This window comes from Streptomyces sp. NPDC087859, assembly GCF_044742595.1.
Classification (GTDB): Bacteria; Actinomycetota; Actinomycetes; order Streptomycetales; family Streptomycetaceae; genus Streptomyces; species Streptomyces canus_F.
The window spans coordinates 38,097-54,195 of record NZ_JBIUUU010000017.1 but is presented as its reverse complement, the minus strand read 5'-3'; the positions used below and the strand labels follow the sequence as shown (position 1 = coordinate 54,195).

General features: G+C 69.3%; 15 protein-coding genes and 1 pseudogene. 10 read left to right on the top strand and 6 right to left on the bottom strand.

The features are described 5' to 3' along the window. Window positions 1–71: 71 nt before the first annotated feature. Window positions 72–1,208 (top strand): M20 family metallopeptidase, encoded by a 1,137-nt coding sequence (locus tag ACIOHP_RS36005; RefSeq protein ID WP_401893977.1) that lies wholly within the window; start codon window positions 72–74, stop codon window positions 1,206–1,208. Between the two features lie 148 nt (window positions 1,209–1,356). After that, complete coding sequence (locus ACIOHP_RS36000) at window positions 1,357–2,055, top strand: DUF6585 family protein (protein WP_401893975.1); 699 nt, start codon at window positions 1,357–1,359, stop codon at window positions 2,053–2,055. Window positions 2,056–2,420: 365 nt separating this feature from the next. On the opposite strand, the gene ACIOHP_RS35995 is transcribed toward ACIOHP_RS36000, so the two are convergent. Together ACIOHP_RS35995 and ACIOHP_RS35990 are read right to left on the bottom strand one after the other, a co-directional pair. Next, entirely contained in the window at window positions 2,421–2,759 is a 339-nt protein-coding gene (locus ACIOHP_RS35995; RefSeq protein ID WP_401893973.1) for a thioredoxin family protein, read from the bottom strand. A gap of 285 nt (window positions 2,760–3,044) precedes the next feature. Further along, a complete protein-coding gene (locus tag ACIOHP_RS35990; RefSeq protein ID WP_401893971.1) occupies window positions 3,045–4,184 on the bottom strand; it encodes a PucR family transcriptional regulator in 1,140 nt (379 codons plus the stop codon). A gap of 87 nt (window positions 4,185–4,271) precedes the next feature. On the opposite strand from ACIOHP_RS35990, the gene ACIOHP_RS35985 reads away from it, so the two are divergent. From ACIOHP_RS35985 to ACIOHP_RS35975, 3 genes are all read left to right on the top strand, one after another. Next, window positions 4,272–5,327 (top strand): ferredoxin reductase, encoded by a 1,056-nt coding sequence (locus ACIOHP_RS35985; protein ID WP_401893970.1) that lies wholly within the window; start codon window positions 4,272–4,274, stop codon window positions 5,325–5,327. A gap of 7 nt (window positions 5,328–5,334) precedes the next feature. Further along, entirely contained in the window at window positions 5,335–6,471 is a 1,137-nt protein-coding gene (locus tag ACIOHP_RS35980; protein WP_361551234.1) for an acyl-CoA desaturase, read from the top strand. A gap of 289 nt (window positions 6,472–6,760) precedes the next feature. Next, window positions 6,761–6,931 (top strand): hypothetical protein, encoded by a 171-nt coding sequence (locus ACIOHP_RS35975; protein WP_401893968.1) that lies wholly within the window; start codon window positions 6,761–6,763, stop codon window positions 6,929–6,931. A gap of 133 nt (window positions 6,932–7,064) precedes the next feature. Here ACIOHP_RS35975 and ACIOHP_RS35970 read toward each other — a convergent pair whose 3' ends face one another. Further along, window positions 7,065–7,961, bottom strand: a complete 897-nt coding sequence (locus ACIOHP_RS35970; RefSeq protein WP_401893966.1) for a helix-turn-helix transcriptional regulator — start codon at window positions 7,959–7,961, stop codon at window positions 7,065–7,067. Between the two features lie 218 nt (window positions 7,962–8,179). Here ACIOHP_RS35970 and ACIOHP_RS35965 point away from each other — a divergent pair, with 218 nt between their 5' ends. The 4 genes and pseudogenes from ACIOHP_RS35965 to ACIOHP_RS35950 form a co-directional block, all read left to right on the top strand. Then, entirely contained in the window at window positions 8,180–9,157 is a 978-nt protein-coding gene (locus ACIOHP_RS35965) for an aldo/keto reductase (RefSeq protein ID WP_401893965.1), read from the top strand. A 62-nt stretch (window positions 9,158–9,219) separates the two neighbouring features. Then, the gene (locus ACIOHP_RS35960; protein WP_401893963.1) at window positions 9,220–10,248 is read left to right on the top strand and encodes a zinc-binding dehydrogenase; all 1,029 of its coding nucleotides are present in this window, start codon (window positions 9,220–9,222) and stop codon (window positions 10,246–10,248) included. A gap of 35 nt (window positions 10,249–10,283) precedes the next feature. Continuing rightward, complete coding sequence (locus ACIOHP_RS35955) at window positions 10,284–11,135, top strand: aldo/keto reductase (RefSeq protein ID WP_401893962.1); 852 nt, start codon at window positions 10,284–10,286, stop codon at window positions 11,133–11,135. A gap of 127 nt (window positions 11,136–11,262) precedes the next feature. Beyond that, window positions 11,263–11,736 (top strand): annotated as a pseudogene (locus tag ACIOHP_RS35950) (flavodoxin); the annotation flags it as partial. A 148-nt stretch (window positions 11,737–11,884) separates the two neighbouring features. Here the strand turns inward: ACIOHP_RS35950 and ACIOHP_RS35945 are convergent. From ACIOHP_RS35945 to ACIOHP_RS35935, 3 genes are all read right to left on the bottom strand, one after another. Then, the gene (locus ACIOHP_RS35945) at window positions 11,885–12,856 is read right to left on the bottom strand and encodes an aldo/keto reductase (protein ID WP_401893960.1); all 972 of its coding nucleotides are present in this window, start codon (window positions 12,854–12,856) and stop codon (window positions 11,885–11,887) included. A gap of 305 nt (window positions 12,857–13,161) precedes the next feature. Continuing rightward, a complete protein-coding gene (locus tag ACIOHP_RS35940; protein WP_401893958.1) occupies window positions 13,162–13,581 on the bottom strand; it encodes a VOC family protein in 420 nt (139 codons plus the stop codon). An 85-nt stretch (window positions 13,582–13,666) separates the two neighbouring features. Beyond that, entirely contained in the window at window positions 13,667–14,059 is a 393-nt protein-coding gene (locus ACIOHP_RS35935; RefSeq protein WP_401893956.1) for a hypothetical protein, read from the bottom strand. Between the two features lie 1,041 nt (window positions 14,060–15,100). On the opposite strand from ACIOHP_RS35935, the gene ACIOHP_RS35930 reads away from it, so the two are divergent. Then, the gene (locus tag ACIOHP_RS35930; RefSeq protein ID WP_401893955.1) at window positions 15,101–16,051 is read left to right on the top strand and encodes an RNA-binding protein; all 951 of its coding nucleotides are present in this window, start codon (window positions 15,101–15,103) and stop codon (window positions 16,049–16,051) included. The last annotated feature ends 48 nt before the right edge of the window (window positions 16,052–16,099 follow it).

The window sequence follows — 16,099 nt, the reverse complement described above, 5'->3', positions numbered from 1 at the left end:
TCTCCAGTGGCCCACGAAATCCGAGGGAGAAGTGTGTTGATGCGAAGGGGAGTTGAGATGGGGCGGGACCGATGACCCGCGGGGCCGCGCTCGCGTTGCCGGCGATGCTGGCCGATCTGGAGGACCTCGTACTCTGCGAGTCCTTCTCCGCGGACCACGCGGCACTGGCGCGCAGCGCCGAGGTGGTCAGCGCCCTGGGGACCAGGCTGTTGGGGGCCGGGCCGGAGGTGATCGTGGTCGACGGTGTGACCCATCTGCGGTGGAGCTTCGGCACTCCGCGGGTCCTGCTGGTGGGACACCACGACACGGTGTGGCCCATGGGCTCGCTTCAGAACCACCCCTGGTCGGTGGCCGACGGGATCGCCCGCGGCCCCGGGGTCCTGGACATGAAGGCGGGCCTGGTGCAGATGTTCCACGCGCTGGCCTCCCTGCCCTCCCCGGAGGGGGTGTGTGTTGTGGTCAACGGGGACGAGGAGGTCGGCTCCGCGACCTCCCGACAGCTGATCGAGGAATCCGTGCGGGGGTGCGCGGCCGCCTTGGTGCTGGAGGCGTCCGCGGACGAGGAAGGCGCGCTCAAGACCGCCCGCAAGGGCACTTCGCGGTACGAGGTCGTAGTGCACGGCCGTGCCGCACACGCGGGCTTGGAACCGCACAACGGGGTCAACGCCGCTATCGAGGCCGCTCACCAGGTCCTGGCCGTCGCCGAGATCGCAGGCTCAATGGGCACCACCGGAGCCTCCTGCCCCACCCTGGGTGCACCGACCATCACGCCCACCCTGCTGACGGCCGGCACCACTCTCAACACCGTGCCCGGGCTGGCGAAGGTGTCGGTGGATGTGCGCGTGCCGACCCTGGCGGCGCAGGACCGGATAGACGAGTTCATGCGGGGGCTCGTCGCCCGGCTGCCCGGAGCCCGACTGGAGGTACTGGGCGGCAGGAGAAGGCCGCCGATGGAACCGGAGTCCTCCGCCGAACTGTTCGCCCTCGCCTCCCGGCTCGCCGCGGAATTGGGCCAGGAACCACTGCGGGGGATCGCCGTCGGAGGCGCCTCGGACGGCAACTACACCGCGGCGGCGGGCTGTCCGACGCTGGACGGCCTGGGCGCCGTGGGCGGTGGCGCGCACGCGGACACCGAGTACGTCGAAATCGCCCGGATGATCCCCCGCACTCGTCTGCTCGCTCGACTCATTGACCACGTGACCAGCTGAAGCGGCCTTGACGAGTGTCGCTCCGAAACGAAACAGAGGCTCCTGTATGAGCGTGCCGGGTTCCCCGTCCCCTCAAGTCGCCCAACTGGCTTCCCGTAGAGGCTTCGGCCGACTCGAGCACACCTTCCTGCCGAGGAAGGAGGTCAACGTGCAGGAGAAGTACCGAGGACTGTTCTTCGCCGCTTCCCTGACCGGCATCGCCGGCCTGGCGACCGGAGGCATCCTGTTGTGGGTCCACATAAGCTGGTGGGTGGGTTGGTATCCCCTGTTCTTCTCCGCGCTTGGCATAGGTGCCCTGTTCAACAGCCCCAACTTCCGGAAGAGACTCGGCAGTCAACGCCTGCACCTCTTCGAGAGGGGTCTGCTCGTGGACAGGGGCGCCGGGCAGTTGTTCGCGGTTCGCTGGGACCAGGCGGTCCATTACCAGGAGACCGTCCAGGAAGTGATCATCTACAAGGGCACGAAGACCCCTGTCAACACCACACACACCTCCACCCTGGTAGCGCCCAACGGCACCAGAGCGCAGATCTCGTCCCGCTTCGCCGACTTCGGGACCTGGCTGCCCCTGATCTCCGAGGCCATCGCCCGCGCCCAGACCCAGAAGGTGTGGGAGGCGGTCCGTACGGGTCACGAGGTGAGCCACGGCCCGTTCAGCGTGGACGCCACCGGTATCTCCACCGAACGCGAAGGGGTCCTGCCCTGGTCGGCCGTCGCGACGATCGATGTCGGCGGGGGCTTCGTGGCCGTCCGGCAGCACGGGCAGCCCAAGGCCTGGGCGCTCGCCAAGGTCGAGACCGTGCCGAACCTCCTCGTCTTCCTGACCGTCACCTCGAACCTCTACGGGTGACGCGCACCCTCGCGCAGGAACGGCTGGCGAGGGCCGTCGTAACCTCCTGGCCGAAGTCGACGCAGAGCAGGCGCGGCGGCTCAAGCCGTGATTCGTAGACGGCACGTTCGCGCATCATGGAGGGCCAGTACGTGCCCGAGTAGTGCTTCTGGCCGCGCCGTCGGCGGAACGTACGCCGCTGCACAGATCGCGACCGGGATCAGCACTACGACGAGTGAACGATCAGACGGCGTTCGTCTCGTCGCGCCGTCCAGCTCGACTCCGAGACTGGCGAGAAGCACCAGCATCTCTTCCGCTCAAGGTACGGCGCAGCTCCCCCCGGACAAGAGGTGACCAGCGTCACGGCCTCCTGCCGCAGCGGCCTCTCAGAGGTGGTCGTCCAGGAACTTCCGTACCTCGGCGGTGGTCATAGGCCCCGTGGTGTGTGCCACCGCCTCTCCCTCCTTCAGCAGGACGCAGGACGGGGCTCCGGTGATCCCGTATCGCTCGGTTGCGGCCGGACAACGCGTGATGTCGGTGCGGACTGCCGTCAGGCGGCCCGTGTATTCGTCGGCGACGCCGCCCACGACGAGGTCCATCACCCGGCAGGGCTCGATTGCCTTGGGCCATGTCCCGGTGAAATACGCGAGGACCGGGACTTTGCTCATCCCGAGGATGAAATCGAACTCCGCGTCCTCACGGGGTCGGTGGACCCGCTGCGCCATGCAAGCTCCTGACCTCACGTTCCGTCATTGCATCCCCATCATCCCTCGCGCGACGTGCCAGGCCGACCTCCGGTCGGTCGTCCGACTGACCTGTCGCAAGGAGGGCCGGGGCCGTCACAGAACCACGCTGGTCCCCGTCGCGAGCGGCCCGCCGCATCCAGTCGAGCCGTATCCGCCACAGCGTTCCTCTCCCCCGGGACGCGCGGGCAGTTGTCGGCACCGGGAAACGCGGCGCGATTCGTGGACCGCTCGCGGTCGCCTGGTCATGGACGGCCGACGTTCGCGTCAGCTGACCCCCAGGCCGACCGCAAGCGTCAGTTCAAGGACCCGGTGTGGCGATGCGAGATCCGGAAACAGCTCCCGCACCTGCGACATCCGGTACCGGACCGTCTGGGGATGGACGAACAACGCCGCCGCCACCTCCTCCCGCCTGCCCTGGTGCAGCAGCCACGCCCGCAACGTCTCCTCCAGCCGCCGTGCGGTCGCGGCCGGCAAGGGGTGCAACGGTGCGAGGGCTCGGGCGCGCAGGTCCGCGAACGCGTCCGCGTCGGCGCTCAGCACCAGCTCGGGCAGGTGGTCCTCGGTGTCGCGAATATCGGAGGAGAGCACGCGCGCGCGTACGGCGCGTGCGTAGGAGGCGGACGCACGAGTCCATGGCCGAGGTGGGCCGACCACGGCGGTGCGGTCGGTCAGCTGCCGTAGGAGATGTGATCGATCGGCATCGGGGACGAGCAGCACACCGGTGGCGTCCGGCAGATCGTCCAGGACGAGGGTGTTCGGGTCGAGCGCGCGGTAGGCAGGCCGGGCCTGGGCGGCGGGCAGCAGGACCGCGGTCAGCGAAACCGGAGGCTGCCATCCGGCCCGTTGGACAGAGGCCAGCAGCACGTCCGGGCTCGCGCCGGCGAGGAGATCGCGGGCCAGGTGTTCCAGGTAACGCTCCTGGTCCCTGCCCCGGGCGGCCAGTTCGTCGGCATGGCCCGCGGCGCTCGCGGCGGAGAGCTCGTCGATGTAGGCGAAGGTCAGCTCGGCGAACTTGGCGACCTCGGCAGCGGGCAGGCCCGCGGGTACGGCACCCGCTGCCAGGCAACGCCAGGCCACACGGGCGCCGACGCGGTAGGCGCTGAGCAGGGCGTCCATCGAACGGCCGTCGCGCACCTCGCCGCGGCCCAGCTCGTAGGCCGCGTCACCGGCGTCGCCGCCGGTGGCGTTCCCGCTCGCGAGGTCCAGGTAGTGCCCCAGGGCGGTGCGGACGGCTCGGCGGATGGTGGCGCCCATGTGGCCCGCAAGGGCGTTGGCGTAGGGAGGGACCTCGTCGATGATCGCCTGGACGACCTCGTCGGCGGTGCTCTTCAGCGCGGCCCGAAGCGCGGTGACCGTCGTCTCGTCCAAGGCCAGCTCGCTGGCCCTCTGGGTTGCATGGCTCACGTTTCTATTCCCTGCGAACAATTCAGCCAGCCAGATTTACGTCCTACGGTCAGGACTTTACGCCTTGAGGCGCAGCAAGCTGGAGTCATGACGAGTACAGCCCTCCGCAGCAGGGCGTGGAAACTGCTGGAGATGGTCACGACGCCGCTGCTGCCGTCGGACTACCTCGACCTGGTCAGCCCGCTGCGTGCGGGCGCAGACCTGCGTGGGCGCATCGAGGCCGTGCACCCCGAGACGGGTGACGCCGCGACGATCGTGATCAGGCCGGGACGGGGCTGGCGCGGCCACACGGCCGGTCAGTACGTACGGATCGGGGTCGACGTCGACGGGGTGCGCCTGTGGCGTGCCTACTCCCTCACCTCGCCGACCAACCGCCCGGACGGCCGCGTCACGATCACCGTGAAGGCGATCCCGGACGGCAAGGTCAGCAACCACCTGGTCCGCAGAGCGAAACCGGGCACGCTGATCCACCTCGACCACCCGACCGGTGACTTCGTGCTGCCGCGGACCAAGCCCGCCAAGGTGCTCTACCTGACGGCCGGCAGCGGCATCACGCCCGTGATGGGCATGCTGCGCGACACCGAGTTCGACGACGTGGTCATGGTCCACTGCGCGCCACAGCCGCACGACGTGATCTTCCGCAACGAACTGCACGACCTGGTCGCGGACAAGAAGCTGCGGCTCACCGAGGTGCACACCGACACCGACGGCATCCTCGACATCACCCGTCTCGACGAACTCGTGCCCGACTGGGCCGAGCGCGAGACCTGGGCCTGCGGGCCCGCGGGCCTGCTCGACGCCGCCGAGAAGCACTGGAGCGATCACGGCGTCCACGAGCGCCTGCACACCGAACGTTTCCGCCCCAGCATCGTCGTCACCGGCGACGGCGGCGAGGTCACGTTCAGCACCACCGGCAAGACCGTCGACGCGGACGGCGCCACGCCGTTGCTGGACGTCGGCGAGGGGGCCGGCGTGCTCATGCCCTCCGGGTGCCGCATGGGCATCTGCTTCGGCTGCGTCACACCGCTCAAGGCAGGCGCCGTCCGCGACCTGCGCACCGGCGAGATCACCGAGGCCGAGCCGGGCGTCCTCATCCAGACCTGCGTGTCCGCCGCGGCGGGCCCCTGCGACATCGAACGGTAGGAGCACCGTGACCGCCATCGACCCCACCGCCCACCTGACCGCGGAGCAGATCGAAGAGCTCGGCCGCGAGCTGGACGCCATCCGCGACGAGGTGATCGCGGACCGCGGCGAGAAAGACGCCGCCTACATCCGTAAGGTCATCTCGGCGCAGCGCACGCTCGAGCTGGTCAGCCGGGGCGTGCTGCTGTTCTCGATCTTCCCGCCCGCGTGGGTGCTCGGCACCGCCGGCCTGTCCGTGGCGAAGATCATGGACAACATGGAGATCGGCCACAACATCCTGCACGGCCAGTGGGACTGGATGCGGGACCCGAAGATCCACTCCACCACCTGGGAATGGGATCACGTCTCGCCGGCCGACCAGTGGAAGCACTCGCACAACGAGCTGCACCACACGTACACCAACGTGATCGGCAAGGACAACGACCTCGGCTACGGCATCATGCGCGTCGACGAGGACCAGAAGTGGCACCCCTTCCACCTCGGCCAGCCGCTGTGGAACTTCCTCAACGCCTGTTTCTTCGAGTACGGCATCGCCGCCTACGACCTGGAACTCGGCAAGAACCTGCACAAGCGCCGCCGCAACAACCCGGAGTTCCGCGCGCGGGCCAAGGCCGTCGGCCGCAAGATCCGCAAGCAGGTCCTCAAGGACTACGTGATCCACCCGCTGCTGTCGGGCCCGTCGTTCCTGCCCACGCTCGCCGCCACGTTCACCGCGAACCTGGTCCGCAACGTCTGGTCCCACTCGGTGATCATGTGCGGGCACTTCCCCGAGGGCGTGCAGGTCTTCGAGCGCCGCTCGATCAAGGGCGAGACGCGCGGCCAGTGGTACCTGCGCCAGATGATGGGCTCGGCGAACATCAGCGGCAGCAAGGCCATGCACTTCATGACCGGCAACCTGTCGCACCAGATCGAGCACCACCTGTTCCCGGACCTGCCCAGCAACCGGTACGCCGAGGTCGCGGTGAAGGTACGCGCGCTGTTCGAGAAGTACGAGCTGGAATACGTCACCGGCCCGCTGCCCAAGCAGGTGTTCTCCGCGTGGCACAAGGTCGTCCGGCTCTCCCTGCCGAACAAGCCGAACAAGCCGAACGAGAAGCCCACGGTCAAAACACTGGACCGCGAGCCGGAACTCGTCGCCGTCTGATTCCCGGAATCGGCCCAGACCTCTCAGCCGTCCCGGCGCCACCGCCGGGGCGGTGAGGTGCGTTGCGGACGGTGAGCGACCGCGGCATCAGAACGCACGACAACACAGCCCCTGGCTACTGCGCTGAACAACCATGGTCAGCGCAGTAGCCGGGGGCGCACGCGCACTCGGATTGCCGACCGCACTGCTGCCAGGGTGAGCAGGTGCGCCGACCGTGAGTGCAGCACTACTGGGCCCGCGTCGACGCAGACCAGGGCCCGCCGCCCATCCCCTTTTGCGGGGCACGAGCATGGCGGCTTCGCTCCCGGAGACCGCATCCGGGAACAGCCGGCTGCCCGGCTCGACGGCACCGGACGGCGAGCTCATCGTGCGGGAGGCGGGCCGTCTCGCGTTCGAGCGTCCCAGCCGCGCCTGCCGCCGCAGTGCAGCCTGCGCTGCCGTCGCGCTCCCGCCCACCTGATCGCACGGCCCGGCGGCGCCCTGGTCACTGTGCCCGACCCACCACCGACCCGGAACAGGCGGCCGCGCGGCTCGCCGACCACACCGCCGACGGCATCGAAGGCCGAGCTCGACACCGTTTGTGAGGACAACGGTCAGGGTGACGTGTGCGGAATTTCCCGGTTGGGCGCGGCTGCGGGCGCGGTCATGTCGAGCAGCGTCATGGCGTCGTGGTCGGGTGTGCCGGGTTCGGCGGTGTAGGCGCCGATGCGCTGGCCGGGGGTGCCTTCCAGGTGCATGGACTGGGAGGTGAGGGTGACCGTGCCGACGCGGGGATGCTGGAAGGTCTTCTGCGCGGGCTTGCGGCCGGTGACCTCGTAACGCTCCCACAGCCGGGCGAAGTCGGGGCTCTTGAGAAGGAGCTCGCCGACGAGGTTGGTCAGGTCGGGAGCGTCGGGGGCGGTGCCGGCGACGGCGCGCAGCCTGGCGACGCAGCCCGTGATCTGGCGGTCCCAGTCGCCGAAGAGATCCCGCGCGGCCGGGTGGAGGAAGAGATAGCGGGCCAGGTTGCGATGCTTGGCCGGCCAGTCCTCCAGGCCCGCGTACAGGGCGAGGCCGCCCGGGTTCCAGGCCAGCATCTCCATGCTGCGGCTGATGACGTAGGCCGGGTTCGGCCGCAGCGACTCCAGCAGCAGCTTCAGGTGGGGGCGCACGGTGCGGCTCGGGGCCGGTGGCGGCTCAGGGGCGTAGCGGGCCGCACGGGTGGCGAGTTCACGCAGGTGCTGGTGCTCCTGGTCGTCCATCTGCAGAGCGCGGGCGAGCGAGTCGAGGACTGCGGGACTGGGACGGGTCTCCTTGCCGCGTTCCAGGCGCACGTAGTAGTCGATGCTGATCCCGGCGAGGGTCGCCAGCTCCTCGCGGCGCAGGCCGGGGGTGCGGCGAATGCCGGCGCCGACGGTGAGGCCGACGTGTTCGGGATTGGTCTGGGTGCGGCGGGCGCGTAGGAAGCGGCCCAGCTCGGCGCCCTCGCTGTGCGCGCTCGTCGATGCCATGGCTCCAGTCTCACCCGCCGGGCACTCGCTTCGCGGGCGGGAGGGGGGCCCTGTCGTTACCCCCGAAGAGCCCGCCCTGCCACACCGGAGCATTCCGGGCGAAGGTGAGTGAGGAAGACGCCGGACCCCTTGGCTGCCGCCCGGGCTTCAACCGACACGACCTGCCGGACCGGGCGAGCGCGAGAGGCCAGGCGACACCATGATCGGAAGAGGGCAAGATGCGGTACATCAAACTGCGTGACCTGGAAGTTTCCCGGATCGGGCTGGGCGCCATGGGGATGTCCCACGGCTACACCGGCTCCGGCACCGACGACGCGGAGTCGATCAGGACCGTGCACCGGGCGCTGGAGCTGGGCGTCACGCTCATCGACACCGCCGAGATCTACGGCCCCTACACCAACGAGGAACTGCTCGGGCGGGCGCTGAAGGGCCGCCGCGACAAGGTGGTGCTGGCCACCAAGTTCGGCCTGGTCTCGCACACCGGTGAGGGCGCGTGGAACCTGGACTCCAGCCCGGCCAACATCCGCACCGCGGTCGAAGGCTCCCTGAAGCGGCTGGGCACCGACCACATCGACCTGTACTACCAGCACCGGGTGGATCCGAACACGCCGATCGAGGAGACCGCCGGCGCCGTGGGCGAGCTGATCGCCGAGGGCAAGGTCCGCGCCTTCGGCCTCTCCGAGGCGGGCCCGGACACGATCCGCCGCGCCCACGCGGTGCAGCCGGTCACCGCGGTGCAGTCCGAGTACTCCCTGTTCACCCGCGGCATCGAGGACCGTGTCCTGCCCGTACTGCGGGAGCTGAACATCGGTCTCGTGCCGTTCTCCCCGCTCGGCCGCGGCTTCCTGACCGGCGCCGTCCGCTCCACCGACCAGTTCGACGAAGACGACTTCCGCCGCGACAACCCGCGCTTCACCGGCGAGAACTTCCGGCACAACCTGGCGCTCGCTGACGAGGTCAAGGCCCTGGCCGACGAGGCCGGTGCCACGCCCGGTCAGGTGGCGCTGGCCTGGCTGCTCGCTCAGGGCGACGACATCGCCCCCATCCCCGGCACCAAGCGCGTCAGCCGGGTCGAGGAGAACGCCGCCGCCGATGCCGTCACGCTGACCGCCGAGCAGCTCGACACGCTCTCCAGCCTGCCGCCCGCCGCCGGCGACACCCACACCGAGGCCCAGGCGCGGATGCTCGAACGCTGACCCCGCACCGGCACGCCGCGCTACGCGTGGCCCCCCGCCCCTCGTTTGGAGTAACACCTTTCATGCGTGCAGCAGTGATGTACGGAGCCGCAGACGTCCGCGTCGAGGACCGGCCCGACCCGAAAATCCTCCAGCCGACCGACGCGGTGGTGCGCACGCTGGCCGCGTGCGTGTGCGGCAGCGACCTGTGGCCCTACCAGTCGATGCCCGCCACCGACACCGGCCGCCCCATGGGCCATGAGTTCCTAGGCCTCGTGGAGGAGACCGGCGCGGACGTGACCGGCCTCAAGGCCGGTGATCTGGTCGTCGCCCCGTTCACCTACAGCGACAACACCTGCGACTACTGCGCCAAGGGCCTGCACATCTCGTGCCGCAACGGCGGCCGGTACGGCTTCGACGGCGTGGACGGCGGGCAGGGCGAAGCCGTCCGCGTCCCGTACGCGGACGGCACCCTGGTGAAGCTGCCGGTGGCCGCCGACTCCGCGCTGCTGCCGTCGCTGCTGGCACTCTCCGACGTGATGACCACCGGCCATCACGGCGCCGTCACCGCAGGGATCGGCCGCGGCGACGCGGTGCTGGTCGTCGGGGACGGCGCGGTCGGCCTGTGCGCGGTGATCGCCGCCAAGCGGCTCGGCGCCGGGCGGATCGTGCTCGCCGGCCGCCACGAAGCCCGCACCAGCCTGGGCCGCGAGTTCGGCGCCACCGACGTGGTCGCCGAGCGCGGCGAGGAGGGCATCGCCCGCATCCGCGAGCTGACCGGCGGCGTGGCCAAGGTGATCGAGGCCGTCGGCACCCGCCAGGCCCTCGACACCGCGCTCGGGGCGGTCCTCGACGGCGGCACCATCAGCCGCCTGGGCGTCCCCCAGTACGAGCAGGGACCGATCGGCCCGGCCGAGTTCATGCGCAACATCACCCTCACCGGCGGCGCCAGCCCCGCCCGCGCCTACATCGAGCAGCTGCTGCCCGACGTCCTGGACGGCACCATCACCCCCGGCCGCGTCTTCGACCAGGACTTCACCCTCGACCGGACACCGGACGCCTACCGGGCCATGGCCGACCGCCAGGTCCTCAAGGCCCTCATCCGCCCCTGACCACCGGCCCCGCTCTCCAGAAGGACTTTGCCCTCATGCAGACCGTCACCCTCAACAACGGCCTCGAGATGCCGATCCTCGGCTTCGGCGTCTACCAGATCCCCGCCGAGGACACCGAGCGCGCCGTCTCCGAGGCACTGGCCGCCGGCTACCGCCTGCTGGACACCGCCGCCGCCTACGGCAACGAGGAAGCCGTCGGCCGCGCCATCAAGTCCAGCGGCATCCCGCGCGAGGAACTGTTCGTCACCACCAAGCTGTGGGTCCAGGACGCCCCCGCCGAGGACAACACCCGCCGCGCGTTCGAGACGTCCCTCAACAAGCTGGGCCTGGACCATCTCGACCTGTACCTGATGCACCAGCCCTTCGGCGACGTCTACGGCCAGTGGCGCGCCATGGAGGCCCTCAGCCACGAAGGCCTGACGAAGGCGATCGGGGTCGCCAACTTCTACCCCGACCGGCTGATCGACCTGATCATCAACAACGAGATCACCCCGCAGGTCAACCAGATCGAGACCCACCCCTTCTTCCAGCGCGCCGACTACCACGCCCTCATGCGCGAGCACGGGGTGCAGATCCAGTCCTGGGGCGGCTTCGCCGAAGGCAAGAACGACCTGTTCACCAACCCGCTGCTCACCGAGATCGGGAAGGCATACGACAAGTCCGTCGCCCAGGTCGTCCTGCGCTGGCTCACCCAGCGCGGCGTTGTCGCCATCCCCAAGTCCGTACGTGCCGAGCGCATGGCCGAGAACATCGACGTCTTCGACTTCGAACTCACCGACGAGCAGATGGCCCAGATCGCCACCCTCGACACCGGCAGCTCCCTGTTCTTCGACCACCACGACCCCGAGATGGTCACCTGGCTCGCAGGGCGCCGCCTGGACAACTGAACGCCTCACCCACTGCCCCTCGCCGGCCGCGGGTGCCCTCAAGCGAATGCCCGGGGCACCCGCCCGGCTTCCACGGTTCACCGGGAGCCGCCCACCATGACTACGCCGCAGCACCACGGCGCCCTGGCTGGCTGCTCACCGTCCTCACCGCGGTCCGGCATCCCCACGCCTCCCACTCCCCCGCGACGACCGGAAGCAACGGGAAACGAGTCCTGCTGGCCTACTTCTCCCGCCCGGGCGAGAACTACCACTACGCCGGCCGTACCAACCTGGCCGTCGGCAACACCGAGGTGCTCGCCGAAAAGATCGCCGGCCGCATCGTCTGCGACACCCACCGCGTCCAAGCCGCCGACCCCTACCCGCACAACTACGACGCGACTTCCAGCGCAACGTCCGCGAGCAGGCCGCTGACGCCCGCCCGGCCATCGAAGGCCGCCCGCCCTCCCTCGAAAGCTACGACATCATCCTCCTGGCCAGCCCCATGTGGAACGTTCGCGCACCCATGATCATGGCGACGTTCACCGAAGCCCTCGACTTCCGCGGCAAGACCCTCAACCCGGTCACCACCCACGCCATGAGCGGCCTGGGAACCACCGAACGCGACTACGCCGCCTCCTGCCCCGGCGCGAACATCGCCCAGGGCCTCGCGGTACGCGGCGAAGAGGTCAACGGACAGGTGCGGCTGAACGACCGCACCACTCCGCAGGTTCTTGCCAAAAGCAGGGCAGGGCAGGGGCCGTGCGGCCGGCTCAGCTGTAGAAGTTCTTCTGCCAGCGGTGCCTGGCCAGCAGCGCGAGTTGCTCGGGGGACAGCGGCGGTTCCACGGCGACCGCCGCGTTGCGTTCCACGTTCGTCAGCGACCGCATCCCGACGATCACGGTGGAGACCGCCGGCCCGGCGAGCGCGAACCGCAGAGCGAGGGACGGGAGTTCCTCGACGGCGATTCCCAGGTCGGCAAGGAGGGCGTCCACCCGCTTCTCGACCTGGGCGGGCCGGTCCTCCCGGAAGTACCAGTTGCGCCAGTCCCCCTCGGGGAAGGTGACCCCGGAGCGGACCGAGCCCGTCAGAGCGCCCTCGTCGAGGACGACCCGCCCGATCACGCCCACGCCGTGCTCTTCGCAGGCCGGCAACAGAGCCTGGGAGGGGGCCTGTTCGAAGATGTTGTAGATGACCTGAACGGTGTCCAGCACCCCGGTGCGCAGCACGTCGAGCACGTTGTCGGGCTGGTGGTCCTTGACCGAGATCCCGAAGAACCTGATCTTGCCCTCCTGCTTGAGGGCGTCAACGGTCTCCAGGAGGTCGCCGCGGCCGGTCCACTCGTCCTCCCAGGTGTGCAACTGGAGCAAGTCGACGTGGTCCCGGCCCAGTTCGCGCAGACTGGTCTCCACGCTCTCGCGCAGGTGCCAGCCGGGGAACGTCTCCGTGACGTCGAGTCCGCTGGACTCCAGCGGGACCGGGACACGGGGCCCGGCCTTCGTCGCGACGTACACACCGTCGCCGCCGCCCGGGAGCTCCTTGAGCGCACGGCCGACCACGCGTTCGCTGCGGTCGTACCCTCTGGCGGTGTCGATGAAGTTGACGCCCAGCTCGAGGGCTCGGTGCAGGGCACGGACGCCGGAGTCGTCGTCGGCGCCGACCCACGCCCCCTGGCCCAACCCCCAGGCACCGTAACCGATCTCGGACACGGTCAGTCCGGTACGGCCGAGTTCGCGATAACGCATATGTCGTTCAGGTTCCTTTGCTGTCGGTGGCGACGGTCGGGGACGTTGCACCGACTGTCCGGGATCAGGGTGCAGCTCGAGCCGTACGGGCTCGTCGCGGCGCAGTGCAGCCTGCCGTCGACGACCCTGGCGACGGCGCCCTGGAGGGAGGAGCGGCGGGTGGCGTAGGTTCCGTCGTCGTCGGTGACCGGGCCACGCGGCCCGGGTGCGTGAAGTGGAAAACGTAGGCCGTCTCGCCCTGGACGACAACGTCGGCATAGAAGCCGATGCTGCCCTCGTCGGGACGGCTGCCGACCCTGTCGATCTCACTTTCGTTCAGGTGAGTTGATCGCGACAAGTTCGACTTCGAAGCCGTCGTCGTTCTCCAGATAGGCGGCATAGTGCTGTCCGCCGCCCGCATAGGGATGCCGCTCGGGAAACATCAGGTGCCAGCCGTGCTGGGCGGCGTCGGCCACCAGCTTCTCGACCGTGGCGGCATCGTCGACGTGGAAGGCCAGGTGGTTCAGCCCTGGGCGGCAGCGATCATGGTCTTCGGCGGTGAGGGCCGGCGACTGCTCGATGACCAGGTAGGTCGCCCCGAGCCGCCAGCTGCGTCCGCCTTCCCAGCTCTGGAAGTGGGCGTACCCCAGCGCTTCCAGCAGCCAGCCGAGAGAGGCGAGCGCGCGATGAAGGTCTGGCACCCACAGCTCGAGGTGATGCAGCATGCCGTGCGACGGTCGGCTCATGCAGCGACCGCCTCAGGACGTTCGACCAGCTGGCCGCGTTCGAAGCGGGCTCCGGCGCGGCCGATGGCGACGAAGTGGGGTGCGTTCACGGGCCGCCACCACCGCTGAACGGACTGGACAAGCCTGAAGACCATCGCCAGGGCGGCGGTGGGGACTTGCGGCACCACGGCGGCAGGATCGCCGGGGAGAACCGCTTGCGCTCGCCGGTGGCCTCGTCGACCCGCTTGTGGTTCACCCTAGGGGCCTTCACTTCCACTACCTCGGCCGCGGTGGTGACCTTCCTGGGCCGGCGGTAGCCGTTGCGGACCACAAGCCGCCGACCGTACGTGTCGCGCTGGTCGGCCAACTCGGCTATGCAGGCGTTGGCTTCGTCTTCCAGCGCGGCGGTCGCGGCCGTTCTCGCCCCTTCCCGGACTGTCTCGTGGATCAGGGAAGAACCGTTGGCGGTGGTGCCGTCGTCGCTGACTACCCTGGGCATGGGGCGTGCCTTCCCGACCGGTCCTGCGAACGCGAGCGTCGCAACACGTGATCACTGCAGTCTTGCCACGAGCATAGTGAAGCGCGCTCAGCCGGTGAGAGGTCGACCGCATAGCGGCCAGGACAATAGATCGGCGTGGGCATCCTGGTCGACCGCACCAGCCGCTATGTCAAGCTCCTGCACCTGCCCGACGGTCGGGGAGCCGAGTGCGTCCGCGACGCCCTCCCGCCTTCGCCGAACTCCTCGGCGAGCTCGTCAGCCCGGTTCCCTGCCTTTCCAGGTCAAGGAGCGGGCGCCCTCCATATCCGGCAATCTGGCGGCCCGCGACTTCAGCCGGGCGCTGGTTGATCAGGGTGCCCGAGTCGATGAAGCGAGCCGCTCGCCCAGCAACACGGCGACGACGGCGATGCGGCAGGTAGATCGCCTGGTAGATGGTCTCGTGCGCCTGATGGCGGTCAGACCCGTCCGGGAAGGCAGCGCGCAGGACCTGGCTAATCCGCTCCGGGCTCCAACGGCGGTCCAGGTGCTGCTGAATGAACTCCTTCAGCTCTGGATCGCACCGTACCTACCCCTCCTTCGAGCCAGCCCGAAGGGACTGCTTGGCCCGGAACAGGTCGGTGATGACGGTCCGCTCATTTTCGGACAGATAGCGCGGCGCGACACCTCAACGGTGCCCCATCGTTCGGCGATCGGCGCACAGACGCGTTCACAGCCTGCCCGGTCAACGACCTTCCGTCCGAGCCTCCACCGGGTCCTGGTCCTGGTCCTACGGTTGATACCAACCTCACGCCACGCGGCCGAGTTACGCGCCATGCGCACCTGGCAGAAGTGCCGGGCAACGCCGATGCCTGCCAGGACGCACTTCAGCGCATCGCCGAAATCGCCGCCCTCACCGAGCCGTCCTCCTCGACGAGTCTCACCGCGCCCGAGTGGACGATCATCGACACTCGAACCCGTCGACGCAGGGGCTGCCGCCCCCCGGACCGCGGAGTCAGGACCGAGACCTACGCTGGGCTTCTTCCGCCCCGTCCGAGGAGCAGCGTGCCGCCCGTCTTCGTCCACCGAATCACCAAATACGACCCCGCCGACCGCAACGAGCACGGTCACTACACCGGCGCCGAGGACACGACCAGCGACCACGGACCCGTCGAAGCGGCTTACCTCGCGGCGATGGCCGCCTTCGCGGAAAGCTCGGGCATCGACCGGCTGGAGATCCGCGATCCTTACGTCACCGGCTCCGTCCACTTCGGCGTGGAGCCCTCAGTTGCGGGGCACGGCCTCAGCGGGCTGTTCCCACCCGACCTCACCGGCTACCACGACGGGGCCCAGGTCTCCCTTCCGGTCGCTCTGGAGCTGGTTCGTGTGATGCTCCGCGACCAGGGAGCCTGGTGTCGGCTGGAGGTCGGCGACGTTTTCACCGTGCACGTCGGGTGGGATCAATACATGTACGTGGGCAGCGACCGGCCCTGCGCGGAAGCCGTGGCACGTACCCGCGAACTCGGCCTCTTCATTGAGCCACTGCCGTCCTCCCCCTACGCGGCCGAGTTCGACGAAGCGGAAGTGACGGAGCCCGCCGACGAGCACTTCTGGATACGCGTGCACGCCGCGCTGGCCTCGCGCCATGCGCTGCTCCTCGAGGAAAGCCACGTCCGCGGCGCCTCACGCTGGCACCGAATCACGCCGAAGAACCTCAACACGGTGCGCGCGGGTCTCCGCCCGCGCGCCTTGCTGACCGTCTGGCCCGACCTGACCCCGAACGTTGGCGCCGTCCTCGCCGCACTGCCCCAGGAGGAGGCCGTCGAGTTCGTCTGGGAGGCGCAGGACGGGACGATCAGCCACGCGATAGTCGACGACACCGACTACCAAGAACTCAGCGTCCACGTGGCCGATGCCCGAGCCGCCTGCGCCCTGCCTTTGTCTCTGGCCGCACACCGCCCACTGCTCTGTGCTGCCCTCCCAGACAGCGACGGTGTACTGCGCGCCCGGTGGTAACCCGGTTCGCGCGCCACGACCGACCCAGCAGGTCCTGTGCAGCAAATG